General features: G+C 31.2%; 20 protein-coding genes, 2 tRNA genes and 1 riboswitch. Of the genes, 18 read left to right on the top strand and 4 right to left on the bottom strand.

What is annotated here, in order from left to right; translation table 11 throughout:
* Positions 1-86: 86 nt before the first annotated feature.
* Both ACWJKE_RS04755 and yfcE read left to right on the top strand, forming a co-directional pair.
* Positions 87-1,589, top strand: coding sequence for a LexA family protein (locus tag ACWJKE_RS04755; protein ID WP_220286795.1), 1,503 nt, complete (start codon positions 87-89; stop codon positions 1,587-1,589).
* Between the two features lie 25 nt (positions 1,590-1,614).
* Positions 1,615-2,157: a phosphodiesterase gene (gene yfcE / locus ACWJKE_RS04750; RefSeq protein WP_216303595.1), complete on the top strand. Its 543-nt coding sequence runs from the start codon at positions 1,615-1,617 to the stop codon at positions 2,155-2,157.
* A gap of 36 nt (positions 2,158-2,193) precedes the next feature.
* On the opposite strand, the gene ACWJKE_RS04745 is transcribed toward yfcE, so the two are convergent.
* Positions 2,194-3,039, bottom strand: a complete 846-nt coding sequence (locus ACWJKE_RS04745) for a hypothetical protein (RefSeq protein WP_220286796.1) — start codon at positions 3,037-3,039, stop codon at positions 2,194-2,196.
* A 335-nt stretch (positions 3,040-3,374) separates the two neighbouring features.
* Between ACWJKE_RS04745 and ACWJKE_RS04740 the strand changes: the two genes are divergently transcribed.
* Positions 3,375-4,232, top strand: a complete 858-nt coding sequence (locus ACWJKE_RS04740; RefSeq protein ID WP_216303580.1) for a DegV family protein — start codon at positions 3,375-3,377, stop codon at positions 4,230-4,232.
* A gap of 103 nt (positions 4,233-4,335) precedes the next feature.
* Here the strand turns inward: ACWJKE_RS04740 and ACWJKE_RS04735 are convergent, their stop codons facing one another.
* A complete protein-coding gene (locus ACWJKE_RS04735) occupies positions 4,336-5,217 on the bottom strand; it encodes an FUSC family protein (protein ID WP_216303579.1) in 882 nt (293 codons plus the stop codon).
* Between the two features lie 727 nt (positions 5,218-5,944).
* On the opposite strand from ACWJKE_RS04735, the gene ACWJKE_RS04730 reads away from it, so the two are divergent.
* From ACWJKE_RS04730 to argH, 4 genes are all read left to right on the top strand, one after another.
* Positions 5,945-6,991, top strand: coding sequence for a carbamoyl phosphate synthase small subunit (locus tag ACWJKE_RS04730; RefSeq protein ID WP_220286797.1), 1,047 nt, complete (start codon positions 5,945-5,947; stop codon positions 6,989-6,991).
* Positions 6,992-7,093: 102 nt separating this feature from the next.
* Positions 7,094-10,300 (top strand): carbamoyl-phosphate synthase large subunit, encoded by a 3,207-nt coding sequence (gene carB, locus ACWJKE_RS04725; RefSeq protein WP_220286798.1) that lies wholly within the window; start codon positions 7,094-7,096, stop codon positions 10,298-10,300.
* A gap of 335 nt (positions 10,301-10,635) precedes the next feature.
* On the top strand, positions 10,636-11,838 hold the full coding sequence (locus ACWJKE_RS04720) for an argininosuccinate synthase (protein ID WP_220286799.1): 1,203 nt from the start codon (positions 10,636-10,638) through the stop codon (positions 11,836-11,838).
* Between the two features lie 41 nt (positions 11,839-11,879).
* Positions 11,880-13,193, top strand: coding sequence for an argininosuccinate lyase (argH, locus tag ACWJKE_RS04715; protein WP_220286800.1), 1,314 nt, complete (start codon positions 11,880-11,882; stop codon positions 13,191-13,193).
* Between the two features lie 126 nt (positions 13,194-13,319).
* Here the strand turns inward: argH and ACWJKE_RS04710 are convergent, their stop codons facing one another.
* The gene (locus ACWJKE_RS04710) at positions 13,320-14,180 is read right to left on the bottom strand and encodes an SDR family oxidoreductase (RefSeq protein ID WP_220286801.1); all 861 of its coding nucleotides are present in this window, start codon (positions 14,178-14,180) and stop codon (positions 13,320-13,322) included.
* A 231-nt stretch (positions 14,181-14,411) separates the two neighbouring features.
* A complete protein-coding gene (locus ACWJKE_RS04705; protein WP_216303574.1) occupies positions 14,412-15,422 on the bottom strand; it encodes a patatin-like phospholipase family protein in 1,011 nt (336 codons plus the stop codon).
* Between the two features lie 134 nt (positions 15,423-15,556).
* Here ACWJKE_RS04705 and ACWJKE_RS04700 point away from each other — a divergent pair, with 134 nt between their 5' ends.
* The 11 genes from ACWJKE_RS04700 to ACWJKE_RS04650 all read left to right on the top strand — a co-directional run bounded on the left by ACWJKE_RS04700 (position 15,557) and on the right by ACWJKE_RS04650 (position 25,445).
* Positions 15,557-15,856, top strand: a complete 300-nt coding sequence (locus ACWJKE_RS04700; protein WP_216303573.1) for a hypothetical protein — start codon at positions 15,557-15,559, stop codon at positions 15,854-15,856.
* A gap of 87 nt (positions 15,857-15,943) precedes the next feature.
* Positions 15,944-16,053: riboswitch (TPP riboswitch) on the top strand.
* Between the two features lie 112 nt (positions 16,054-16,165).
* A complete protein-coding gene (locus ACWJKE_RS04695; RefSeq protein ID WP_216303572.1) occupies positions 16,166-16,456 on the top strand; it encodes a thiamine-binding protein in 291 nt (96 codons plus the stop codon).
* Positions 16,428-17,204: an ABC transporter permease gene (locus ACWJKE_RS04690; protein ID WP_216303571.1), complete on the top strand. Its 777-nt coding sequence runs from the start codon at positions 16,428-16,430 to the stop codon at positions 17,202-17,204. The genes ACWJKE_RS04695 and ACWJKE_RS04690 overlap by 29 nt, the downstream gene beginning before the upstream one ends.
* A 39-nt stretch (positions 17,205-17,243) precedes the next feature.
* The gene (locus ACWJKE_RS04685) at positions 17,244-18,248 is read left to right on the top strand and encodes an ABC transporter substrate-binding protein (RefSeq protein ID WP_220286802.1); all 1,005 of its coding nucleotides are present in this window, start codon (positions 17,244-17,246) and stop codon (positions 18,246-18,248) included.
* Positions 18,229-18,984 (top strand): ABC transporter ATP-binding protein, encoded by a 756-nt coding sequence (locus tag ACWJKE_RS04680; protein ID WP_216303569.1) that lies wholly within the window; start codon positions 18,229-18,231, stop codon positions 18,982-18,984. The genes ACWJKE_RS04685 and ACWJKE_RS04680 overlap by 20 nt, the downstream gene beginning before the upstream one ends.
* 144 nt (positions 18,985-19,128) lie before the next feature.
* Positions 19,129-20,886 carry a helicase-related protein gene (locus tag ACWJKE_RS04675; protein WP_216303568.1) on the top strand — a complete coding sequence of 586 codons (1,758 nt, stop codon included), beginning with the start codon at positions 19,129-19,131 and terminating at the stop codon, positions 20,884-20,886.
* Between the two features lie 168 nt (positions 20,887-21,054).
* A complete protein-coding gene (locus ACWJKE_RS04670) occupies positions 21,055-21,237 on the top strand; it encodes an alpha/beta-type small acid-soluble spore protein (RefSeq protein WP_216303567.1) in 183 nt (60 codons plus the stop codon).
* A gap of 156 nt (positions 21,238-21,393) precedes the next feature.
* Positions 21,394-21,468 (top strand) — tRNA-Glu (locus ACWJKE_RS04665).
* A 17-nt stretch (positions 21,469-21,485) separates the two neighbouring features.
* A tRNA-Gln gene (locus ACWJKE_RS04660) sits at positions 21,486-21,560 on the top strand.
* Between the two features lie 217 nt (positions 21,561-21,777).
* Positions 21,778-21,981, top strand: a complete 204-nt coding sequence (locus ACWJKE_RS04655) for a cold-shock protein (protein ID WP_216303566.1) — start codon at positions 21,778-21,780, stop codon at positions 21,979-21,981.
* A gap of 197 nt (positions 21,982-22,178) precedes the next feature.
* Positions 22,179-25,445: an SNF2 helicase associated domain-containing protein gene (locus tag ACWJKE_RS04650; RefSeq protein ID WP_375294765.1), complete on the top strand. Its 3,267-nt coding sequence runs from the start codon at positions 22,179-22,181 to the stop codon at positions 25,443-25,445.
* Positions 25,446-25,577: the final 132 nt, after the last annotated feature.

Raw genomic sequence — 25,577 nt, 5'->3', positions numbered from 1 at the left:
ATTTTGAATTTACAATTTCATAAAAATTTTACTTTAAGGTTATTATTATTGTATACTATTAGTATGTCTACAGTGGAGGCGGTTAAATGGAATTAAGTTTAGAGCAACAAAAAATGATTCATAGCAAACCCTCAAGATATAGCTTAATTAGAGGAATTCAAGGTTCAGGTAAAACGACAGCAGCCATTTATAGAAGCCTTTATTTAAAAAATAACTATTGTTTATATGAAGGGGATAAAATATTAATGTTAGCATCTAAGGATGAAGACATAAATTATATTGAAAATATATATAACAGAGCAGAAGAAGAAACTAGGTTAGATTATTTAAGTCTATTTTCTAATAGTGAAAGAAACTTTCATGTGGTTACATTAGAAAGTATTTTACATAGATATTTTATTAAATATAAAAACAAGCATAAATTAAAAAATAAAATAATTGTAGATAATGATAAAAAAAATAGTATTATGAAAGATTGCATATTAGAAATTAAAAATATTTATCCAAGACTAAGAATATTACATACAGATTATGCTCAATTTTTTATAGAAGAAGTAAAGTGGATAAAAAGTTGCAATTACTTAAAAGCTAATTTGTATTTGCAAGTAAATAGAAGAGGAAGAAAATGCGAAAAAGGACAAGGACCTCAAAGAATTCTTAAAAATTCAACTGCTAGGAAAGCAATATTTCAACTTATGATCACGTATAATGAAAAGCTTAAATCAGAGGGTTTAGTTGACAATGAAGATATTAATATATATGCTCTGCGAATGGCACAAACTACTACAGTGGGCAGGTATTCTCATATCATAATTGACAAAAGTAATAATTTAACTAAGATACAAGTGGATTTTATTAATGCATTATTTAATGAAAAATCTTATTCGAACATGGTGTTTCTTCTTGATGTGGATAGACCACACAATTCTAATTCATGGATGGTGAAAGGCAAAAGAGTTAATGCTAAACCGCTAAGAGAAAAAGTAAAGTCTTATTCATTCAAAAAATACTATAAAACACAAGAAAAGCTCCAAAAAAAGTGTGATGAAATAACAAGCAAAAACTTGGATATTAATTCACTTGAGAACTTTAAGTATTGTGATATAAGACATAACAGAGCATATGAGTTTATGAGGGATTATAGTAGAAGATCAGATATTATAGTAAATGATGAAAAAGGCAACTATGAGTATATAAATGAGGAATTATTGGAGCTACCCGTGTATAGTGATATAGCAGCAGGCGAACCTATGCTTATTAATTCTGAAATGGAAGGTAAATTTTATATCCCGAAATATTGGTTAAAGGGAGTAAAAAACCCATTCATTTTAAAGGTTAAAGGTGACAGTATGATTGGGGCTCACATTAATAATGGAGATTATGTAGTAATACGGCAGGAACAAGCTGCAAATAATAAGGATATCGTAGCAGTTGACATAGGCGGAAATGCTACTTTAAAGAGACTTTCTATAAACAAAGATAGAATATTACTTATGCCAGAGAATGAAAAATATCAGCCTATTGTAGTAGATAGTGAAGATACATACATTTTAGGAGTAGCTATAGGAATTATAAAGCATGAAAATTAATCTATTTGAAAGGAGCTAAGTTATGATGAAGATATTTTTTATTTCCGATATCCATGGTTCTTTATACTATCTTAAAAAGGCTATAGAGCGGTATAAAGAAGAGGGAGCGGGTTATATAGTGCTTTTAGGAGATGTGTTATATCATGGCCCAAGAAATCAATTGCCAAAGGATTACAATCCACAATTAGTAGCTAGTCTCTTAAACGAATATAAAGACAAAATAATAGCTGTTAGAGGGAACTGTGATAGTGAGGTGGATCAAATGATTATTGAGTATCCTATGATGTCTGATTATTCTATAATATTATGCAATAATAGAAGATTATTTTTGACTCATGGGCACATATATAATGAGGATAATTTGCCCGAACTAAGTGAAAATGATGTTTTGGTATTTGGACACACGCATGTCCCTGTAGCTAAAAAACACAATAAAATATATGTGTTAAATCCTGGCTCGGTATCTTTACCTAAGGAAAATAACCCTAATTCTTATGCAATACTCAAAGATGATTTATTTCAAATAAAAGATTTAGATGGCGCTGTTATAAAAGAAATAAAATTATAAAAAATAATACCTCAGGGTGCCCTGAGGTATTATTTTTTATTTTCTAAGAAAAAAGCTAAATTGATCCTTTGTTGTAGTTGTAACAGATAGATTTCGTTTATGAAGTATACTATCAAATACTTCAAGTTGACCATCACATACATAGGCATAATCAGTTTTACCATCTTTTACCCAACCCATAAATACATAGGCATGGGAAGGCGTACCAGGACTTTCTGGCATATCTGTAGTGAAACATATATCACCTTTTTTTAATTTAGTGAAGTCAGTATTCTTTTTCCAGTCCATAGAAGTTAAAGATTCCATTAATCCCTTTACTGTTGTTGTATTCGCAGGGATAGCAATGGAATTAATTCTCAAAATCTCTGATAAGAGACATACAGTAACACCCTTTTGATTTCCACTATTTAAAGTAATTGCTTTTTTTAGGACAGATGTTCTATTTGCGTCTATATTTAAATATTCATAAATTTTAGTTGAAGTTACGGTAGGGTTAATGGTGTCAGGTTTAGTAGTTTCAGTAACTTCAGGAGCTTTAGTAGATGGGCTAGCATCGGGATTTTTTTGGACTGATTTAATGGTAGCTACATCTGCTTTGGGTTTCATGAATGAGGTGTTCATAAAAATAGAAAATATAATTATAGATACTATAACTATACCAAGTCCTAAAACAACCGCATTGTTCTTAAACTCGTTTTTGTCTGCTAACTCATGCATTTCTTTTATGTATTTTTCACTTTCCTCATCATCTTTTAACTTAGCAACTTCACTATTGTCAGTTTCAGAGTCAGGTTTTTCAGGAATATTTTTGTTTGAATACAAATTATTTATAATTTTATTATTTTCATTATTTTCATTGTTTACTAGGTCCTCTTTATTCATATTTTTCTGCTTGCCAATATAGGTAGAAATTTATCGGTTAACCTATATTTTTGCAGCACCTCCCTTTATTTTATATTGATTATATCAAAGCTTTAATTTTAAAAATTATTTATCAACTGACACAGTTTACTAAATTATTTACACCACCTACTTTTTATATTATAATTATAACATATTAAGAGGTATTTGAGTGCTATTTGTAGGAGTTTAAAGTAATTTAATATTTTGTGAAATATATTACAGTTATTGTGTTTATAATGTAATATAAAGATTGATTTTGTTTAGAACAAGACTGTAGTATAATATAATTAAAATTAATAAGTGAGGGATGTATAATGGCGGTAAAAATAGTCACTGATAGTACCTCATATATAAGTGAGGATTTAAGGAAAAAATATGATATTTCTATAGTTTCATTAAGTGTTATTTTTGGAAATAAGGAGTTCAAAGAAACCCTTATTGAAAATGAAAGTTTTTACGAAAAACTTGATAAGAACTTAAGTATTCCTACTTCATCACAACCATCGCTTGTGGAAATGTACAATATGATAGAAAATCAGGTAAGAGATAATAATGAAGTGGTTGGTGTTTTCCTTTCTTCAGACATGAGTGGAACTTATTCAAATGCATGCCTTGCAAAGAGTATGATTCTTGAAAACTACCCAAATGCACTAATTGAGATTATAGATTCTAGATCCAATTGCATGCAATTAGGATTTGCAGCCTTAACAGCGGCAATTGCGTCGCAACAAGGAAAATCAATAAATGAAGTAGTTGATATAGTAAAAAACAATATAAAGAGAAGTAGATTTCTGTTTATTCCTGATAATTTAGAGTATCTAAAAAAAGGTGGCAGAATAGGTGGTGCAAGTGCACTGTTAGGTACTATTTTTCAAATCAAACCTATTCTTACCGTAGTGGATGGAAAAACAGGATTATTTAATAAAGTAAGGACTAAAAAACGTGCAATACAAACTATGATTGATAAATTCATCGAGGACATAACAAAACATGGACTTGGAGAGGTAATGATTCATCACATAAATGATGTTGAAGGAGCACTGGCTTTTGCAAAAAAAGTCGAAGAATGTATAGGAAAAAAAGTAGACATAGCTCCAATTGGACCTGTAATAGGAACTCATGTTGGACCTGGTGCATTAGGTATTGTGTATTATACAAAGACAGATTTATAAATTAAGCAAAGCCGTATTGTGGATATATAGTACGGCTTTGCTTATAAAATAATTTGTATAAAACACGAAATACACTCAGTAAGTTATGTTTTTAAGTAGTTTTTTAGTATATTTTTTTTGAAATAGTTAAAGTTTCAATTAAATTTTGAAGGTGAAAGTTAAATACTATATTTATATCATTACTAATGTACGGGTAACTAAACATATTTTCATTAAATAATTCATTTATTCTAATACAGTTACTCTCGTTGATATAACAATTAGAATGAGAAGGCGTAAAGGTTAAAGACTTTAGTATAACTAGGTGATTATAAGCAGTTTTAGAAGTATCTATGACTTTGTTAATTTTAAGTATATGGTGGCTTTCAACATTCTCACTTTGTATTTCACTTAAGTATGAGTCTAATGATTTTTCCAATTTGGATATTTGGATGTTTAAACTAGAAAGATTAATATCTGTATTGAAATTAATCATCTCTTTAGAAATTATAAAAACATTATGGGTTAGATTTTCTGCATCCCGATGTAAGTTATCTAAGTATTTACGATGGAATATAAGATAGTTTACTGAAACTGATACAAAAATACCGATAAAAGTTTCTTCAACCCTACTTAAACTATAAAATAGAGGAGTGCCTTGTTTAAGATTCGTCATTATTGCTAAAAAAACTACGCATGCAATTATAATAGACTTTTTTCTATTAAGAAGATTCAAAGAATAAATTACAAATACTATTCCAATGCTGGTAAGAAATACATTGTTGGGACTTATAAGTGTGAATATTAATCCCCAAATTGCACCTACAATAGTACCAATCATTCTGTTTTTACCAGCAGTAAAGGAATCATGTATAGCACTTTGCATTGTTATTACAGCAGCTATACATGCATAAAAGGGAAATGTATTATGAAAAGCTCTTAGTATAATTATACATAAAAAAACTGAAATTGCAGTCTTTATATTTCTCATTCCTATTTTTTGCACACTGTTGCCTCCTGTTTTATTCTGTAGGGTGGATATAGTTTAGTGAATTAGAATTAGTGATAGATGTATAGAATAACTTATAAAGTATGAATAAACTTGCAACCTAAAATTACATTTATACATTGACAAATAATAAAATTTAAATTAAAATAGAAAGAAATTATAAAACATAAAAATTACAAATAAAAGTAAAGTACACTTTTAAATTAGTCCTGTGAGACTAGGAAGGAGTATAGATAATTATGGCATGTGTTTTTTGTTCTGTCAATTTTGAATTTAATACTATTAAATATAATACAATTAATAATATTCAGAATAATGCTATAGATTTATTTTCTATTTTGTTAATAAATGCTATTAATATATTAATAAAGGATAACAGAGAGATTATTTAAATAATCTCTCTGTTATCCTTTATTTTATTGAAAAAACATAATGATTTTTTTAATAAAAATGAGCAAAACCAATTAATTTGGAAAGTACTTGATTTTTATTGTGCATAAATATTATGCTAAATGAATAATAAAATAAGAAAAAACATTGCATTATTATAAAAAACAATATATAATAAATAGAATTAAGCCTGTACGCATGAGGAATATGGCTAAAAATAAATTTAAAAACATATATATTAGAAAAACATATAATATTCATAAAAATGAATAATTATTCATAAATGTCTTTTATTAATTGGAGAAAGTTTTTAGTTTACTAAGGAGGATTTAGTATGAAGGGTAAGTTGATTTTAGAGAATGGAATAATATTTGAAGGTGGTATATTTGGGTGTTTAGAAGAAAATGTTGGGGAAGTAGTTTTTAATACGGGTATGACTGGATATGAAGAAGTTTTAACGGACCCATCTTATTATGGACAAATAGTGACAATGACGTATCCGCTCATCGGGAATTATGGTATTAATTTGGAGGATGTAGAGTCGAAGTATCCGAAGGTAAAGGGGTTCATTGTTAGAGAAAAATGTGATTATCCTAATAACTTTAGATGCGAAATGGATTTGGAAGCATACTTTAAACAAAATAAAATAATAGGACTCGAAGGGATTGATACAAGGGCATTAACGAAAATACTTAGAAATAACGGGACCATGAAAGGTATTATTGCTACAAAGGAACTTACTAAAATTGAAATAAATCAAAAATTTGCGAGTTTTAATAATAACGATGCGGTGATGAAAGTTACAACGAAAGAGCGCTACACGATTGAGGGCACAGGACGACATGTGGCTATTATAGATTTTGGAATAAAGGAAAATATACTTCGCTCGTTTATTGCGAGAAATTGCAAATTAACAATATTTCCTGCATGCGAGAAATCGGAAGAAATATTAAGGGTTAACCCTGATCTAGTATTTTTATCGAATGGACCTGGGGACCCGGAGGATTTGCAAGAAGTGATCAAGACGTTGGGAGAGATTATAGGTAAAAAACCTGTAGTTGGAATTTGCCTAGGGCATCAACTTTTAGCGTTAGCCCTTGGCGGGAAAACTGAAAAACTTAAGTTTGGTCATAGAGGGTGTAATCATCCAGTTAAAGATGTAGAAGAGAATAAGGTTTATATTACATCACAAAACCACGGATATTATGTGAGTGAACTGCCGGAAGATATGGAGGTTACGCATGTAAGTGTAAATGATGGAACGATAGAAGGAATGAGGCATAAGAAACTGCCGATACTTAGCGTGCAGTTCCATCCGGAAGCTTGTCCGGGGCCTAAAGATATAGATGCTATTTTTGATAAATTTCTGTCGCTGATATAGGGTAGATATTTAAAACTGAAAGTTGAGAAGGAAAGTTAAGAACTAATGAAATTAGGATGCATAAATAGAATTTAAGAAGAAATAACATATAGGGGGATTCGTATGCCATTAGATAAAAGCATTAAAAAAGTATTAGTAGTTGGGTCAGGGCCGATAATAATAGGGCAAGCGGCGGAATTTGATTATTCTGGAACACAAGCTTGTCAAGCGTTGAAAGAGGAAGGCGTAGAAGTTGTACTTGTGAATAGTAATCCGGCAACTATAATGACTGATAAAGAAGTTGCTGATAAAGTTTATATAGAACCTTTAACTATAGAATTTTTGGAGAAGGTTATTGATAAGGAGAGGCCGGACAGTTTACTTGCGGGTATGGGCGGGCAAACAGGACTTAATTTAGCGGTTGAACTATTTGATAATGGAATTTTAGAAAAATATAATGTGAGAGTGATTGGAACCTCGATAGAAGCGATAAAAAAAGGTGAAGATAGAGAGCTTTTTAGAAATCTTATGCAGGAAATTGATCAACCGGTAGTGGAAAGTGCGATTGCTACAGATATAGCAGGAGGACTAAGATTTGCGAGCGAAATGGGATATCCCGTAATTGTAAGACCGGCATATACTATGGGAGGAAGTGGCGGTGGAATTGCAGAATCAGAGGAGCAACTACTTGAAATCCTAGAACTGGGATTGCAGTTAAGCTCTATAGGGCAAGTTCTTTTAGAAAAGAGTATTAAAGGGTGGAAAGAAATAGAGTATGAAGTTATGAGGGACGGAAATGGCAATTGCATTACCATATGTAATATGGAAAATGTAGATCCTGTAGGAATACATACTGGAGATAGTATTGTTGTAGCGCCAAGCCAAACTCTTTCTGATAGAGAATACCAGATGCTTAGAAGTGCATCTATTGATATTATAAATAGTGTAGGAATAGAGGGTGGATGCAATGTGCAACTTGCGCTTGATCCCAAAAGTTTTGAGTACGCAGTTATAGAAATTAATCCGAGGGTGAGTAGATCGTCTGCGCTAGCTTCGAAGGCTACGGGATATCCTATTGCCAAAGTAGCGGCAAAAATAGCACTAGGATATGCACTAGATGAGATAAAAAATGCAGTAACGCAAAAAACCTATGCCTGTTTTGAACCTTCGCTAGACTATGTGGTAGTTAAAATTCCTAGATGGCCTTTTGATAAGTTTGAGGGTGCGAATAGGGTTTTAGGTACGAAGATGATGGCTACAGGTGAAATAATGTCAATTGGAAGCAATTTTGAGGCAGCTCTATTAAAGGGAATTCGCTCTTTAGAAATAGGAAAGTATTCATTGCAATACGACTGCCTAGCGCGAAAAGATTTAAGCGAATTAAAGAAAAGAGTGATGGCTCCTGATGATGAGAGGATATTTCATTTGGCTGAAATGCTTAGGCGTGATTATATGGTGGAAAAGGTTTCGGAAATTACAGGAATAGATAAATTCTTTGTAAACAAAATTAAGTGGATAGTGGATGAAGAGGAAAAGATTAAAAAAACGTCAGTGCAAGATATGAATAAAGATTGGTTGCTTTTGTTAAAGAAAAAGGGGTTTTCAGATAAAGGCATTGCAGATTTATTAGAGGTGAATCCAAATGTAATTTACGAACTCAGAAATATATGGGATATCAAACCTGTCTATAAGATGGTAGATACATGCGGAGGGGAATTTGAAGCATTATCACCATATTACTACTCGACTTATGATGAATATGATGAGGTAGAGATAAGTGATAGAAAGAAGGTTATGGTAATAGGATCGGGGCCTATAAGGATAGGGCAGGGCATTGAGTTTGACTATGCATCTGTTCATAGTGTAATTGCTCTTAGAAAGCTGGGGATTGAGACTATAATAGTAAATAACAACCCGGAAACAGTAAGTACGGACTTTAATATTTCGGACAAATTATATTTTGAACCATTAACAGAAGAAGAAGTATTTAATATTGTTGAAAAAGAAAATCCTGATGGGGTTATACTTCAATTTGGAGGTCAGACCGCTATTAAACTCGCTAAATTCTTAAAGGAAAAAAACATACCTATATATGGAACTAAACCTGAGCAAATGGACGTAGCGGAGGATAGAGAAAAATTCGATGCGCTTTTGGAAGAGCTAAATATAAATAGACCAACGGGGAAAGCTGTTTGGAATTTAAAACAAGGATTAGAAGAGGCTGAAAACATAGGTTATCCGGTTTTGGTTAGGCCGTCGTATGTATTAGGTGGACGGGGAATGGAAATAACTTATTCGGAAAAAGAATTGGAACATTATTTAAAAAATGCATTTGAGAAAGATAAGAAAAATCCTGTTTTAATAGATAGATATTTATTGGGTAGAGAAATAGAAGTTGATGCTATTTGTGACGGTGAGGAAATATTAATACCGGGCATTATGGAACACTTAGAGAGAGCTGGAATTCACTCCGGAGACAGCATTACAATATATCCAAGTCGAAATATATCATATGCTATAAAAGAGAAGATATTAGAATACACTAAGAAGATAGCAATAGGACTCGAAGTGATAGGCATGATTAATATTCAATTTATAGAATTTAAAAGTGAATTGTATATAATAGAGGCTAATCCAAGAGCTAGCCGAACGGTTCCGTACATTAGTAAAGTTAGCAAAGTACCGATCGTAGAGCTTGCCACAAGAGTAATGCTGGGGGAAAAGTTAAAAAATTTAGGGTATGGTAATGGAGTTTATAAAGAAGCGGAGTTGGTGTCAGTTAAGGTTCCGGTATTTTCAACTCAAAAACTTCCGGAGGTTGAGGTGTGCCTTGGGCCGGAAATGAGATCCACAGGAGAGGTGCTCGGAATAGGAAGAGACTTTGAAGAAGCTCTATATAAAGGGTTTGTAGCGTCTGGAATGAAGGTTGAAAAAGAAAAAGGAGTTATCTTGGCAACGATAAATCCGCAGGATTACGAAGAGTTTTTGCATATTGCAAAGGCGTTTAATGAATTGAATTATAAATTTATAGCGACGAAAGGTACGGCTAAGTTATTGAGAAATAATGGGATTGATGCCTTAGGTGTTAAAAAAATTACGGATGGAGCCCCTAATATCATTGATGTGATAAAGAGAAGGCAGGTTGATTTAGTGATAAATACACCTACTAAGGGAAATGATTCGAAAACAGATGGTTTTAGAATTAGAAGAACAGCTATAGAAAATAACATTTCTGTTATTACTTCATTAGATACTGCGAAGGCTTTAGTAGAGATTATGAAGAAAAATATTGCGAGTATAAATTTAGAAGTATTTAATATTGCGGATTAGTATATTCTATTTAAAAAAATATTGAATTATAAATTAAAACTGCCCTTAGCTTATGATTAAGCTAAGGGCAGTTTTAAACCTCATCTTGGTTTGCTTTATGTATAAATATTATAATAAATGAATAATTAATAAGGCGAAAGCATTGCATTAATATAAAAAATAATATATAATAAATAAAAACAAGCCAGCAACATCAGTAAAAATGGTTAAAAAATAGCTGTAAAAGATAAATAAACGAAAATAAATAATATGCATAAGAATGTATAAACATTCAAAGATGCAATATGTTATAAAGATAGTGGTTACACTATCTAGAATCTAAGGGGGATATTAAAATGAAAGAAAAAGTGGTTTTAGCGTATTCTGGAGGATTAGATACATCTATAATAATAACTTGGATTAAGGAAAACTATGATATGGACGTTGTAGCAGCTTGCATTAATATTGGTCAAGAAGATGATATGAAGGCAATTGAGAAAAAGGCTATAAGTTCAGGCGCGCAAAAAATATATATTGAGAACGTAACAGCTGAATTCATAAAAGATTACGTATTTAAAGGAGTTAAAGCAAATGCTGCATATGAAGGAACATATTTATTGGGTACAGCATTTGCAAGACCATTAATAGCTAAAAAACTTGTTGAAATCGCTCATAAAGAAGGGGCAAAATATATATGTCACGGATGTACTGGGAAAGGAAATGATCAAGTTAGATTTGAAGTTGGGATAACAGCCATTGATCCTTCTATAAAGGTTATTGCTCCTTGGAGAATTTGGGATATAAAATCAAGAGAAGATGCTATAGATTATGCTAATGATAGAGGCATAGAAATATCAGTTACCAAGGAGAAAATCTATTCAGTAGATCAGAACTTGTGGCATGCAAGTCATGAAGGCGGAGATATTGAAGAATTAAATAATGAGCATAAAAGAGATATGTATCTTATGGTTACACCTCCAGAAAAAGCTAAGGATGAACCTACTTATGTAGAGATATATTTTGAAAAGGGAATTGCGACCAAAATTGACGGAATTGAACTTGAGCCAATTGATATTGTTTCAACATTAAATAAAATTGGTGGAGAAAATGGAATTGGAGTTATAGATATAGTAGAGAATAGACTTGTGGGGATGAAATCAAGAGGAATATATGAGACTCCTGGTGGGACTGTACTTTATGCAGCACACAAAGAACTAGAGGAAATAACTTTAGACAAGGATACACTCCACTTTAAATACTTAGTATCACAAAAATATGGGGAATTAGTATATAATGGACTTTGGTTTAGCGCTATGAGAGAAGCCCTTGATGCATTTGTGGATAAGACTCAAGAAACAGTAACAGGGACGGTTAAACTAAAACTTTATAAGGGAAACATCATGTCAGCAGGTAAAGAATCACCTAATGCTCTTTACGACGCGGGTATATCTTCGTTTGGAGCAAGTGATTTATATGATCATAAGGATGCAGAAGGATTTATAAACTTATTTTCATTGCCAAGTAAAATTAAAGCATATAAAAATTTAAACAATAGCTAAGAAAAATTATAAAATTTATGAAGGAAGAGCGGGTGATATATATGAAACTTTGGGGTGGAAGATTTAAGGAAAAAGAAAGCAAGCTTATGGAGGACTTTAATAGTTCTCTAAGCTTTGATAAAAGATTATATTATGAAGATATTATGGGTAGCATAGCCCATGTTAAAATGCTTGCTAAATGTAGTATTTTAACAAATGAGGAAAGTGTGACTATAGTTAATGGTCTGAATTCTATTCTTTCAGATATTCAAGAAGGCAAACTTAAAATTGAAGGTGATTATGAAGATATTCACAGTTTTATGGAAATACAGCTTACAAAACTTGTAGGGGATGTAGGTAAAAAACTCCATACAGCTAGAAGTCGAAATGATCAGGTTGCAGTAGATATGAGATTATATTCAAAATACAAAGCATTGGATGTTATTGATAACTTAGATGTTATTTTAAACACTATTGAAAAAGTTGGGAATGATAATGCGGTTATAATGCCAGGGTATACACATATGCAAAGAGCACAAGTAGTGACATTTAAACAGCACATTATGGCGTACTTTAATATGTTTCGTCGCGATAAGAAAAGGATTATAAGCGCTACAGAGATTATGGATGAAAATCCTCTTGGATGCTGTGCACTAGCGGGAACAACATATGATACAGACAGGAAGTTTACAACAAGCGAGCTAGGGTTTAAAAAACCTACAGATAATTTTATGGATGGAGTAAGTGATAGAGATTATTTATTAGAACTTTTATCCGATTTTTCTATAATAATGATGCATCTTAGTAGATTAAGTGAGGAGTTCATTTTATGGAGTACTAAAGAATTTAATTTCATTGAAATTAGCGATGAATTCTCCACGGGCAGTAGTATAATGCCACAGAAAAGAAATCCAGATGCAGCAGAATTAATAAGAGGGAAAACTGGAAGAGTATATGGAGATTTAATGAGTCTGCTTACCACTATGAAAGGAATACCACTTGCCTATAATAAAGATATGCAAGAAGATAAAGAACCTTTCTTTGATGCAGTTGACACAGTTTTAAAATGCTTAAAGGTTATGAATGAAATGTTAAGTACTTTAAAAATTAAAAAAGATAATATGTATAACGCAGTTAAAAGAGGTTTTCTAAATGCTACGGAAGCTGCAGATTATCTTGTAAGCAAAGGGGCAGCCTTTAGAGATGCTCATGGTGTTATAGGCGCTATAGTTATAAATTGTGAAAAAAAACATAAGGCTATAGAAGATTTAAGTTTAGAAGAACTTAAAAGTTTTAGCGATTTATTTCAAAATGATGTGTATGAATTTATAGATTATGAAAAGACTTTAAGCCGCGGTATAAAAAAAGAAATGTAAAGGCCGCCTTAGAGGTGGCAGAATACCCCCTTTAAATATAAGGCACGTAACAGGTAAATCCCCACCTGTTACGTGCTTTTTAGTAGATAATGCTACTTTAGTAGATAAAGCTACTTTAGTAGACAATTAATAGTTGAAATCTTTAAGGCACTTTTTAATGCCATCTTCAGTTTTAGGCATAACAATATCATAATTCTTCAATTTGCTATTACTTATTCGTAAGTCCCTTGGATGTTCTTTGTATTTTTCGGTATCTTTTTCTAAATAATTACCTGCTTTATGATTTAAGCCAATTTCTTTTAATATGAGCAAAGCTATATCATAAGTGCTTAAGTTATTTTCGCTTCCAGTGTGATAAGTTCCGTATGGAAGAGTAAAAATCTTATCAAAATTTGCTATTATATCATAAACATAGGTCATTCCTCTAAATTCATTTGAGGGTAATTTCATTTTTTTATACTTTAAAATAGAAGATACAACATTCCATAGTATATTAGAATTTACCCTGCAATTTTTTTCTGGAAATCCAAATAACCAAGTAAGTCTTAAAATCCATAGTTCATCAATAATTCCTTTTAATTCGTTTTCAGCTTCAAGTTTATGTTTCCCATAAATGGTATTTGGAGTTGGAATGTGATTTTCATTATATGGTCCTGATTCGAAATTGCCATTAAAAATTTGTTCAGAACTTAAATATATTAATTTAGATTTTGTTAAACTACAGGCTTTAGCAATGTTAATTGAACCTTTTACATTTATTTCATAAGATAGTTCTGGGTTTCGTTCACACAAACCTGTATCAGCAATAGCAGCGGTATGTATCACGTAATCAGGTTTGAATTTCTGTATAATTTCTAAGGCTTTACTCTCGTCTGTTATATCTAACTCTGCATGTCCTAATGGGATTATTTCGTATTTATCTTTATAATATGTGTAATATCTTGATGCTAAGAAACCATTAGAGCCGGTTAATAATACTTTTTTCATTGAACTCACCTCATTTTTTTTCTTTTTTTTTCTTAATATTATAATATCACATTATTTGAACTGTGACTAAATTTGTGAACTAAGAAAAAAACACCTAAGCTTAATAATAATAATAATAATAATAATAATTATTAAGCTTAGTGCACTTTTAGATTCTTAGTATTGTTCAATAAATAAATGTAAGATGGTGTATATATGAATAAAAAGATTTAGTGTTTTTAGCAACGATTATTATTTAAAAGAATTACTTCTAAAGATTCTATGCTTTTTATAATTATCTTCCCAATTTTTAAGAAATTCTTTTGCGCAAACTTCACCAGAATTATATAACTCCATAATTTTTTTATTCCCAATATTAAAATCTGTGGTTTTAATATCAAGGGTATCGATTTTTACAGTACGCAAGAAATCCATTTCGCTTATATGAATATCATCTTGTGCTTCTAACATAGTCTCAATAATTGAGCTAGTAAAATTTAAGATATTTGTGATTTTATGTTCTCGTATTTCTTTGTTCCCTCCGAGTTTAAAACCGATGGTTGGCCAGAGAGGAACACCATTCACATCAAAAATCCAAACTGGATAATTGCTTAAAACACCACCATCAACAATGAGAGACTTTTTATTAGTCTTTATATTATATAAGTTTACAGGGTGAAAAAAATAGGGGATAGATATGCTCATTCTTATTGCCAAACTTACTTCAAGTTCATCAGGATTTATCCCGTATCCCGCAATATCCTCTGGTAGTATTAGCATCTTTCCACAGCTAATATCAGTTGCTATAATATGCAGTTTGTATTTTCTTTTATACTTATTATTATTTAAAAGAATACCCTTTTCTCCTGGAATAATCAAATCTCCAAAGGTTATTTTTTTCCTATTTGTAAGCTTAAGTTTATGCGATAGAACTTCGTCAATCCAATTTTTTATATAGTCACCTTTATAAATGCCTTTTTTAAAAAGTAGATTGTAAGCATCAGAGAATATAGGCATATTAAAATGACTTTTATCAGCAAATTTTGTGTAGTCTAGATTTAGCATTAATTTTTTTATCTCGTCAGCTGGGTAGCCTACCGCAACTAGTGCAGCTATAATAGATCCGGCAGAGTTTCCTGAAATATTTTTCCATTGATATCCATTATCCTCAAATGTTTTTAAGGCACCTACAAGACCGATGCCCTTAACTCCGCCACCTTCAAACACAATATCTGCAAATCTTCTATTGTTGTATATATTCATATATATCACCCCTTTATGAGTAATATATGAATAAAAATATCTTCATGTCATATATTTAAAAAATAATATTAGTTACACTTTTTTTTGTTAAAAGAATATAATATATTACAACCATTTTATAAAAGAGGCAATGTATGAAAAAGTTAGAAGAATTCACGCCTTGTCAATTAGCCACATTAGCAACAGTAATAGGGATTATAATTGCTGGAAAACTTAATGTTAATCAACAAAATGTAATAGGTAATTTTTTAACGGGTTTGGCGCAGAGTATTTTGATAATTGCAGCTCAGTCTCAAAATCTTGAATCGCAGGATGGCAATCAATCTGGAGATAATGGAAACAGTAATTCTAAGGGCGATAATAAGGATTTACAAAAACAAATAGATGAACTAAAGGAAAATATTAAAAAGTTTGAAGATAATATGGATTGTTAAGAAAAACGCACTGAATAAAAGATGCGTTTTTTATGGTTTGACATTATAAGAATTTTTAGGTAGTATATACGTGTAAAGTAATTTAATATTAAAAACTAGGGGAGTCAATATTTTTGTCTGAGAGGAAACAGTTAAGTTTCGACCCTTATAACCTGAATTGGATAATGCCAGCGGAGGGAAAATATAATTTGCATTTAGGTTAAAATAAGAATATATAAATGGTGCAAAGTTATTCGATTATAGAACCCTTCGCTTAAAAATGAGCAAAGGGTTTATTTTACTTTAACAATATTATAAGGGGGAATTGAAATGTCAGTTGTAAATGTGAGTCTTCAAGTTATACCAGTGGTTGCGGAAGAAAAAATTTACCCAGTAGTAGATAAGGTTATAGAATATATTCAATCTAGTGGAGTGAAATATGAGGTAGGACCAATGGAAACCACTATGGAAGGTGAAATGGATGAGCTTTTAGATATAGTAAAAAAGGCCCAGGAAATTTGTGTAGTTCATGGAGCAAGTAGGGTTGTTTCTATAGTGAAAATCGATTATAAAGCTGAAGGCGTGACTATGAATGAAAAAACATATAAGTATAGAAAATAAACTTATTCCTATAGTTTTTCAATTAATAATTCTTTTTATATGGCAGATAGCTGTAGACAAATGGAAGGTTCCGCAATACATATTGCCTTCGCCAAAAGATATTATTAGTACCTTGGTGAATATAGTTCCAAGCATTACTAAGCATATTTATGCGACTTTATATGAAGCCTTGATTGGATTCGCAATATCAATTTTGATTGCGTTAATTTTAGCCATCTTAATGGATAATGTGAAAATCATTAAAAAATGCATATATCCAATTTTAGTAGTATCTCAAACTGTTCCAATTATTGCGCTAGCACCACTTTTCATAATATGGTTTGGTTTTGGAATATTGCCTAAGATTATTGTAGTAGTGTTAGTGTGCTTTTTCCCTATAGTTGTTAGTTTGATTGATGGATTAGAATCAGTAGACGCGGATATGGTAAACCTTTTAAAGACTATGGGAGCTAGTAAGTTTCAAATTTTCACCATGGTGAAGCTGCCATCCTCTACTGTAAATTTTTTTTCGGGCCTTAGAATAGCAGCAACCTATAGTATTATGGGGGCAGTTATTGGAGAATGGCTTGGAGGAGATAAGGGGCTTGGGGTATATATGATTAGAGCTAAAAATTCATATGCACTTGATAAAGTTTTTGCAGTGATTATAATTATTGTAATATTAAGCATGGGACTATTTGGACTCTTGAATTTATTACAATATTTTTTTACTCCTTGGACTAGAAATAAAGCAGATAACAATGACTAAATTTAAATAGGACATATTATTTTATTTGGAGGTAAAATCATGCTAAAGAAAGTAATTTCATTATTATTAACAGTTTCAATGACTACGGTTTTATTTGTGGGTTGTGCTGCAAAAAAAGAAGATGTAAAGAAGGAAGAAACTTTAAAAAAGGTTACTGTTATTTTAGATTGGATACCAAACACTAATCATACTGGATTATATGTAGCGAAAGATAATGGATATTTTAAAGAAGAAGGACTTGACGTGGAAATTATTCAACCAGCGCAGGGAAGTACTGCAAGTTTAATTGCAGCGGGCAAAGGAGATTTTGGCGTAAGCTATCAAGAAGATGTAACTTATGCTAGAACTGCTAAAGATCCACTTCCAATAAAAGCTATAGCCACTATTATTCAGCATAATACTTCCGGGTTTGCATCGCCTAAGGAAAAAAATATTAAATCTCCTAAGGATTTTGAAGGAAAAACCTATGGCGGATGGGGGTCGCCTTCTGAAAATGCAATTTTAAAGGCGGTTATGGAAAAAGATAATGCGGATTTTTCAAAACTAAAGATGGTAGATGCAGGATCAGAGGATTTCTTTGCTGTAACTAAGAAAAATATTGATATTGAATGGGTATTTTATGGATGGACAGGAATAGAAGCGAAGCTTAAAAATATTCCTATTGACTATATTGATATTGGAAAATTAAATAAAGATTTAGATTATTATACTCCGGTAATTATAGCCAATGAGAACAAATTAAAAGCGGATCCTGAAATGGCAAAGAAATTTTTAAAAGCAGTTACAAAAGGATATGAATACAGCATGGAGAAACCTGAGGAAAGTGCTAAGGTTTTACTGAAAAATGCACCGGAGACAGATGAAGCTCTTGCCGTCGCAAGTCAAAAATATTTAAAGGATCAATATAAAGCTGAAGCTGAAAAATGGGGCGTAATGAAAGAATCGGTTTGGAATAATTACACCAAATTTCTTTTAGATAAAAAGCTTCTAGGAAAAGATATGAAGGCGAGTGAGGCATTTACTAATGAGTACTTACCGAACTAGTAATGAAAAATTAAGAGTAGAAAATATTAAAAAAACTTTTGGAAGTATGAATATAATAAAGGATGTTTCTTTTTATGCAAGAGAGAATGAGTTTATAAGTTTACTAGGACCAAGTGGCAGTGGTAAAAGTACAATTTTTAATATTATATCAGGCCTTTTGCGTAAAGATTCGGGTGAAATTATATTTGACGGAGAAAAATGCTGCGATACTTTTGAAAAAGTAAGTTATATGCATCAAAAGGACCTGCTACTTCCATGGAAAAACATTGTGGATAATACTACACTGTCTCTTATTATAAAAGGAAAATCTAAAAAAGAGGCAAGGGCTCAGGCGCTTAGTCATTTTAAAACATTTGGGCTTGAAGGCTTCGAATATAAATATCCTTTTCAACTTTCAGGAGGTATGAGGCAGAGAGCTGCATTGCTTAGAACATATATGTCATCATCTGATATTATGCTGTTAGATGAGCCTTTTGGTGCACTTGATGCAATTACTAGGGCAAAGATGCACTATTGGCTAATAGACGTAATTAAAGAGCTAAAAGTTACCATAATATTTATAACTCATGATATTGAAGAAGCAGTATTCTTATCTGATAGAATATATGTATTATCAGATAAACCGGCAACTATAAAAAAAGAAATAATCGTTGATTTACCTAAAAACAGAAATAAGGATATTGTTACATCAGAAAAATTCAATGAAATAAAGAAAATCATTTTACAGACATTATAAGGAAAACACCCAGCTTAAAAGCATTTAAGTTGGGTGTTTCATTTATATTGAGATTGAAAAATGTATGATAAATTTATAGTTGTGAGAAAATAGAACAATAAGCCACATGGAAATAAATAAAAAGTCAATATTGGAGGAAACAAAATGAAACAAGGAGCTATAGAAAGGAATTTTAAAAAAATAAAAAGTCAATTTGCTCAGATTGAAGAAATAGTAAAGCATACTAAGTCAAATGTACTATGGGAACATGAAGCTGCTGTAAGAAAGAAACTAAAGGAATTAAATGAGTTTAAGAAAGAAAATTTTAAAGACTATAAAAGGGTTCATGAAAATTATTCAGCATTACTTAAATATATATCAATAAGGCTTGTTGAGGACTATAACAAGAAAAATAATACAGATTTTAATTTTGAGAACATTTTAAAGGACAAGGGTGAAAGCTATTTAAAATCAGGAATTATAAGTGTGTTAATAACGGAGCATATTCCTGAGATTATATCTAGTGAGTTTGAACGCGTGTTTCCAACTAATCCTAAAAATGAATATGAGGGATCAAGAAAATTTAAAAGAAAATTTTATCTCCATTTAGGTGAAACTAATACTGGGAAAACATATAATGCAATGATGCGGCTTAAAGAGGCAACAAAAGGAATTTACCTTTCTCCCTTAAGAATATTAGCACTTGAGAATTTTGAAAGATTAAATAGAGAAGGTGTAAAATGTAATCTTGCAACTGGAGAAGAAGAAATAATCATTGAAGATGCAGCTCATGTATGTTGTACTATAGAAAAATTAAATATAAATGAGGAATATGAAGTTGGTATTATAGACGAAATTCAAATGATAGATAATGACCAGAGGGGAGCTGCCTGGACAAGAGCTGTTTTAGGATTAAAAAGTAAAGAGATACACATTTGCGGGGCTACGAATGCGAAAGAATTGCTAATAAAAATAATAGAGGATTGCTCTGAGGAGTACGAGATTATAGAGTATAAAAGGGATACCCCTCTTGTAATGGAAAATAAATCTTTTGTATATAAAAGTATTGAGGTGGGTGATGCGCTTGTTACATTTTCGAAGAAGAAAGTATTAGAACTAGCTTATCATTACTCAAACCTAGGTATAAAAGTAAGTTTAATCTATGGAGATTTACCGCCAGAAGTTAGAAAAAAACAGTACAATCAGTTTATTAACAAGGAAAGCACAATTTTAATATCTACTGATGCAATAGGTATGGGAGTTAATCTTCCTATAAAAAGAATAATATTTATGGATATTAAAAAATTTGATGGTAATGAGATAAGGTATTTAACTTCTCAAGAAGTGAAACAGATCGCGGGAAGGGCAGGTAGAAAAGGGATATATGAGGTTGGATATGTAGCATCTTATGGCGATTCTCAAGATTTTATAAGAGAAAGTTTAGATACAAGGGATGCAACTATAGAAAAAGGAGTAATAGGCCCAAGTGAAGCTATATTAAAAATCAGTTCGCTTTCTCTTAGAGAGAAATTAGCGTTATGGAGTACAAAAGAAGAAAAAACACCTTTTTATAGAAAAATGGATATAAGCGAGTATTTGGTGGTATTAGATAATTTAAGGAGTTATAAATTGGAAGAAAGAATTCAATGGAGACTACTGAAAATTCCTTTTGATGTATCTAATGATAAGATGATGAATGCATTTTTAAAATATGTAGATGAATTGTTTATAACTAAAAGAGAGATTATCTCAAAACCACAGCGTCTATTAGAGAATCTTTATGAATTAGAGCTTTACTACCAAAAAATAAATATTTATTATTCCTTCTCAAAAGTTTTTAAATTAAATTTTGATGAACAATGGGTATATGAGAATAGAATAAAAGTCAGTGAAGATATTAATAAAATTTTGAAAAGTATATAAAACAAATGATAACATAGATGATTCTTATAGAAAATAATATTTAAAAGTATAGCTATTGCTTGCTATACTTTTTTTACCTTTGTGCCCATCAAAACGCTGTTATAAAATATATTAAATATGTACATTATATTAATATAACAAAAAATCAACTTAAAGGAGGCACATAGTATGTCATACAGGAGTTTAGTACCAGAAGCAAAAGCAGGATTAAACAAATTCAAAATGGAAACAGCAAATCAATTAGGAGTAAACTTTACGGACTATAATGGAGATTTAACATCAAGACAATGTGGTTCAGTTGGTGGACAAATGGTTAAATTAATGGTAGAACAATACGAAAAAAACTTATAAGTTAAAATTAGATAGGGTGTGCAGCAAAACTGTATACCCTATCTTTTATTAAGGCATATTCACATAAATAATTAATTGGAAATTTATTTTTTATATATAGTTGACTTATACTACATAATGAAGTATACTAGATCTCGTAGTGTTAATTACTAATAAGGCTCCTTGGTCAAGCGGTTAAGACACCACCCTCTCACGGTGGGATCAGGGGTTCAATTCCCCTAGGAGTCACCATTAACACTTTTTTTTATTGGGATGTAGCCAAGCGGTAAGGCACTAGACTCTGACTCTGGCATCCGCAGGTTCAAATCCTGCCATCTCAGCCAAATATATTATCATAATGAATATAAATAATTCTAGCATAATGTTTATTTTGCTGGGGTTATTTTTTTGTATATTTTTTCCTTGAAATATTATTAATAATTATATTGTTAGATGAAGAAGTTAGGCATAATAAAAAGTATTAGTTAGACATTTATAGTTAATACTATATTTAAACTTTGAATTGTTTTGTACTTCAGAGAAGGACAAGGAGGGAAATATATGAAAACAGGTATAGTAAAGTGGTATGATGTTGAAAGAGGATATGGATTTATATCCGCTCAAGAGGGTGAAGATGTATTTGTTCATCATTTAGCAATAAAAGAACAAGGGCCAAGAAAGGATTTACATGAGGGAGAAGAAGTGCAATTTGATGTTGTAGATGCACCTAAAGGCCCTCAAGCTATTAATGTTCAAAAAATGTAAAAATATTCGTTATTATTAAACAATATAAATGGAAAAATTCCGGCACGCTCATTTAATCCTTTGAGTGTGCTTTTTTACAATGTATTTTGAATTTATTTGGTTGAAAAATATGGGCGTGCGTATAGTTTATAATGGTAACACATTCTGGAATTTATAATATATAAAAATAGAAAAAACTCGATGGGGTGAAACTTTTGATTGCTATTAATGAAGAGATTATACGAGAACACAGTGATAAAGATTCTTATAAAAGTGGAACAGAGTATTATTTAAGTAATAAGGTTAAGCATATTGATATAGAAATAAAGAAGCGGGAAGATTACAGGGAAACTAAGATAACTTCAGATGTGGAGTCAACAAATTTCACTCGGTATAAAGTAGACACAAGTTTTAATAATAGTAATTCTTTTATAAGTTATCATTGTCAATGTAATGATTGTTATAGTTATTATGGAGAGGTGAGCATGTGCAAGCATGTAGTGGCTACATTATTAAAGTATTTTTATGAGAAAGACGAAATTATTAAAGCAAAAAGAATGGCTAAAACAAATAGTTTAATTAAACAAATAACTAAAAGTATAAATGGTGATCAAAGGATAAAATCATATCTAAATGTAGATGTAAAATATGAGCATGATCCTAATAGTGATAACCGAAAATCTTTTGTGAGTCTAAAGGTTGGAGAGGATAAGCAATACGTAGTTAAAAACATAAAAGAATTTTTTATTTGCTATAATAAAAGTTTTGAGTCTATGGAGTTTGGGAAAAAATTTACATACAATCCCTATTTGCACTCATTTAAAGAAGGTGATTTAAATATCATAGAACTTTTTAAAGAAGCGAGTGAACTTGAAGCGGTGGCTGGGGCTGCAAATACATATAAGGGAAATACAGTGAAATTTCTGTCTGGTAAAAAAGCTTATTTTACAGATAGCATGGTTAAAAGGTTATTTAAATGCTTATACAATAGGGATCTAACTGTGGTAATAAAAGGCGGAACGTTTACTAATGTACACATAAGGCAGAAAGCCATGCCCTTAGAATTCGAAATCAATAGAGAAGATAGTAAATTTATACTTCAGCAAAAAGAAGATATGCCTATTGCAATAAGCAATGATGGGGAATTCTTTTTCTATAAAGGTGAAATATATCAGCCACCTATTGCTCAAAGGGACGCATATTTACCTTTTTATAATAGATTTAAAGAGGAAAATAATAATTGCATAGAATTTTATGAACAAGAGAAAGATGATGTAGCATCATTTGTACTTCCAACTTTAAACAAGATAAGTGATAGAGTTGCCATAGACACATCATTAGAAAAAGAATTTTATATAGAAGAGCTTAAGGCGGTTGTTCATTTTGAAAAAAAGTCTAAAAATGTAGAGGTGTTCATAACTTTCAAGTATGGAGAGGTTGAGATAAATCCTTTTAATAGTAAAGAAAACAAAGCACAAGAGGGAAGAGTACTTATAAGAGACATAGAGAAGGAAATGGGTATCATAAATCAATTTCTTGAATTTGGTTTTGTTAGTACAAATAAGGGGTTTGATATTCGAGATGAAGCAAAGCTTCTAGAGTTTTTAGTTTCAGGACTGGAAAAGCTTCAGCAAGTGGCGGAGGTATATTATTCTGAAGAATTCAAGAAGATTAAGGTGCACGGAAATGCTGGATATAAGTCGAATATAAAGCTTAATAAGGATAATCTTTTAGAATTCAGCTTTAGCATTGAGGGGGTAGATAATACTGAACTCAGTAATGTTTTCTCAGCTTTAAGAGAAAAAAGAAAGTATCATAGGCTTAAAAACGGCAGTTTTGTTTTATTAGATTCAAATAATTTATTAAAAGTTGCTCAAATGATAGAGTATCTAAATATAAAGGATAGCGATATTGCGAAGAATAAAATTCTACTTTCAAAATATAATGCCATATATATAGAAGAAAAATTAAAACGAGAACAAATGGATTTTGTGAATACAAATAAAAAATTTAGAGACCTAGTTAATACTGTTAAGGATATTAGAGAATTGAAAGTAATAGTTCCTAAAACCTTAGATAGTATAATGAGAGATTATCAAAAGGTGGGGTTTAAGTGGTTAAAAACGCTTGCAAGTTGTGGATTTGGAGGGATACTAGCGGATGAAATGGGGCTGGGTAAAACACTTGAGGCTATAGCATTTATTCAATCAGAAGTGCAGGAAAATGAAAATAAGCAACCATCCCTGGTAGTATGCCCTACGTCGGTTGTATACAATTGGAAGGATGAAATAGAAAAATTTGCACCATCACTAAATTGTATAGTAATATCCGGAAATAAAAGTCAAAGAGTGCAACAAAAACAAAGCATTGATGAGACTGATGTGATTATTACATCATATGCACTTATACGGCGAGACCTTGAGGACTATCAAAAGATAAAATTTAGATATTGTTTCTTAGATGAGGCACAGTATATTAAGAATTTTAATTCGCAAAATGCACATTCTGTGAAAAGTATAAATGCTATAAGTAAATTCGCACTTACAGGAACGCCTATTGAGAATTCTCTTACGGAGCTTTGGTCAATTTTTGACTTTATAATGCCAGGTTATCTTTTAAATCATAGTGCTTTTTCAAAAAAATACGAAGCGCCAATTGTGAAGGATGGAAGTCATGAAGCGCTACAAGAACTAAATAATCATGTAAAACCATTTATACTTAGAAGGACTAAATTAGAGGTTGCAAAAGATTTGCCTTCTAAAATAGAACATAGAATTTCAGTAGAAATGACGGAGCAGCAGAAAAAGGTGTATTTAGCCTATTTAAAGGATGCAAAGGGAGAACTAGAAGAAGATATTAAGGCGAAAGGGTTTAATAAAAGCAAGTTTAAAGTACTGTCAATTTTAACAAGGCTAAGACAGATATGTTGCGACCCTTCTACTTTTATAGAGGACTATGTTGGGGGTAGCGGTAAAATGGAAGCTCTAGATGAAATTTTAGGAAATAGCTTAGAAGAAGGTCATAGAATATTAATATTTTCTCAATTTACTAGGGTGCTTAAAAACATTTCTAAGAGGTTAGATCCTAAAGAGATAAAGTACATGTATTTAGATGGCTCTACTAAGGCAGAAAAAAGAGTAGAAATGGTAAAAACCTTCAATGAAGGAGACACACAGGTATTTTTAATTTCTCTTAAAGCTGGGGGTACGGGTATAAACCTTACAGGTGCAGATATGGTAATACACTTTGACCCTTGGTGGAACCCGGCTGTGGAGTCTCAAGCTACAGATAGGGCTCATAGAATTGGGCAAAAGAAGACAGTAGAGGTGATAAAATTAATAGCAAGAGGGACTATAGAAGAAAAAATATTTAAGTTGCAACAAAAGAAAAAAGAAATTGTTGAAAGCGTTATTAATGATGAAACAGGAGCAGAATTATTTCTTTCTCAGATGAGCCAAAATGAAATTGAAGATCTATTTGTTTAATAATGCAGCTCCGCAGGAGATGATTTAACTGAATAAATTTATTAAGTAGTATCTTGCTATGGGGAAATAATATTGGGATTTTTAGTGAAAGAACGAAAAAAATGTTGACTTATGTAGAAATGAATGTTATTA

The sequence above is a fragment of the Clostridium sp. CM036 genome, assembly GCF_055081135.1.
Note: the sequence above shows the minus strand (reverse complement) of the source record. Positions and strands in the feature narration are given on the sequence as shown.

Bases quoted from the DNA above. Each gene is read 5' to 3' on its own strand.
- ACWJKE_RS04755 (WP_220286795.1), top strand. From the start codon at position 87: ATGGAATTAAGTTTAGAGCAACAAAAAATGATTCATAGCAAACCCTCA.
- yfcE (WP_216303595.1), top strand. From the start codon at position 1,615: ATGAAGATATTTTTTATTTCCGATATCCATGGTTCTTTATACTATCTT.
- ACWJKE_RS04745 (WP_220286796.1), bottom strand. From the start codon at position 3,039: ATGAATAAAGAGGACCTAGTAAACAATGAAAATAATGAAAATAATAAA.
- ACWJKE_RS04740 (WP_216303580.1), top strand. From the start codon at position 3,375: ATGGCGGTAAAAATAGTCACTGATAGTACCTCATATATAAGTGAGGAT.
- ACWJKE_RS04730 (WP_220286797.1), top strand. From the start codon at position 5,945: ATGAAGGGTAAGTTGATTTTAGAGAATGGAATAATATTTGAAGGTGGT.
- carB (WP_220286798.1), top strand. From the start codon at position 7,094: ATGCCATTAGATAAAAGCATTAAAAAAGTATTAGTAGTTGGGTCAGGG.
- ACWJKE_RS04720 (WP_220286799.1), top strand. From the start codon at position 10,636: ATGAAAGAAAAAGTGGTTTTAGCGTATTCTGGAGGATTAGATACATCT.
- argH (WP_220286800.1), top strand. From the start codon at position 11,880: ATGAAACTTTGGGGTGGAAGATTTAAGGAAAAAGAAAGCAAGCTTATG.
- ACWJKE_RS04710 (WP_220286801.1), bottom strand. From the start codon at position 14,180: ATGAAAAAAGTATTATTAACCGGCTCTAATGGTTTCTTAGCATCAAGA.
- ACWJKE_RS04705 (WP_216303574.1), bottom strand. From the start codon at position 15,422: ATGAATATATACAACAATAGAAGATTTGCAGATATTGTGTTTGAAGGT.
- ACWJKE_RS04700 (WP_216303573.1), top strand. From the start codon at position 15,557: ATGAAAAAGTTAGAAGAATTCACGCCTTGTCAATTAGCCACATTAGCA.
- ACWJKE_RS04695 (WP_216303572.1), top strand. From the start codon at position 16,166: ATGTCAGTTGTAAATGTGAGTCTTCAAGTTATACCAGTGGTTGCGGAA.
- ACWJKE_RS04690 (WP_216303571.1), top strand. From the start codon at position 16,428: ATGAAAAAACATATAAGTATAGAAAATAAACTTATTCCTATAGTTTTT.
- ACWJKE_RS04685 (WP_220286802.1), top strand. From the start codon at position 17,244: ATGCTAAAGAAAGTAATTTCATTATTATTAACAGTTTCAATGACTACG.
- ACWJKE_RS04680 (WP_216303569.1), top strand. From the start codon at position 18,229: ATGAGTACTTACCGAACTAGTAATGAAAAATTAAGAGTAGAAAATATT.
- ACWJKE_RS04675 (WP_216303568.1), top strand. From the start codon at position 19,129: ATGAAACAAGGAGCTATAGAAAGGAATTTTAAAAAAATAAAAAGTCAA.
- ACWJKE_RS04670 (WP_216303567.1), top strand. From the start codon at position 21,055: ATGTCATACAGGAGTTTAGTACCAGAAGCAAAAGCAGGATTAAACAAA.
- ACWJKE_RS04655 (WP_216303566.1), top strand. From the start codon at position 21,778: ATGAAAACAGGTATAGTAAAGTGGTATGATGTTGAAAGAGGATATGGA.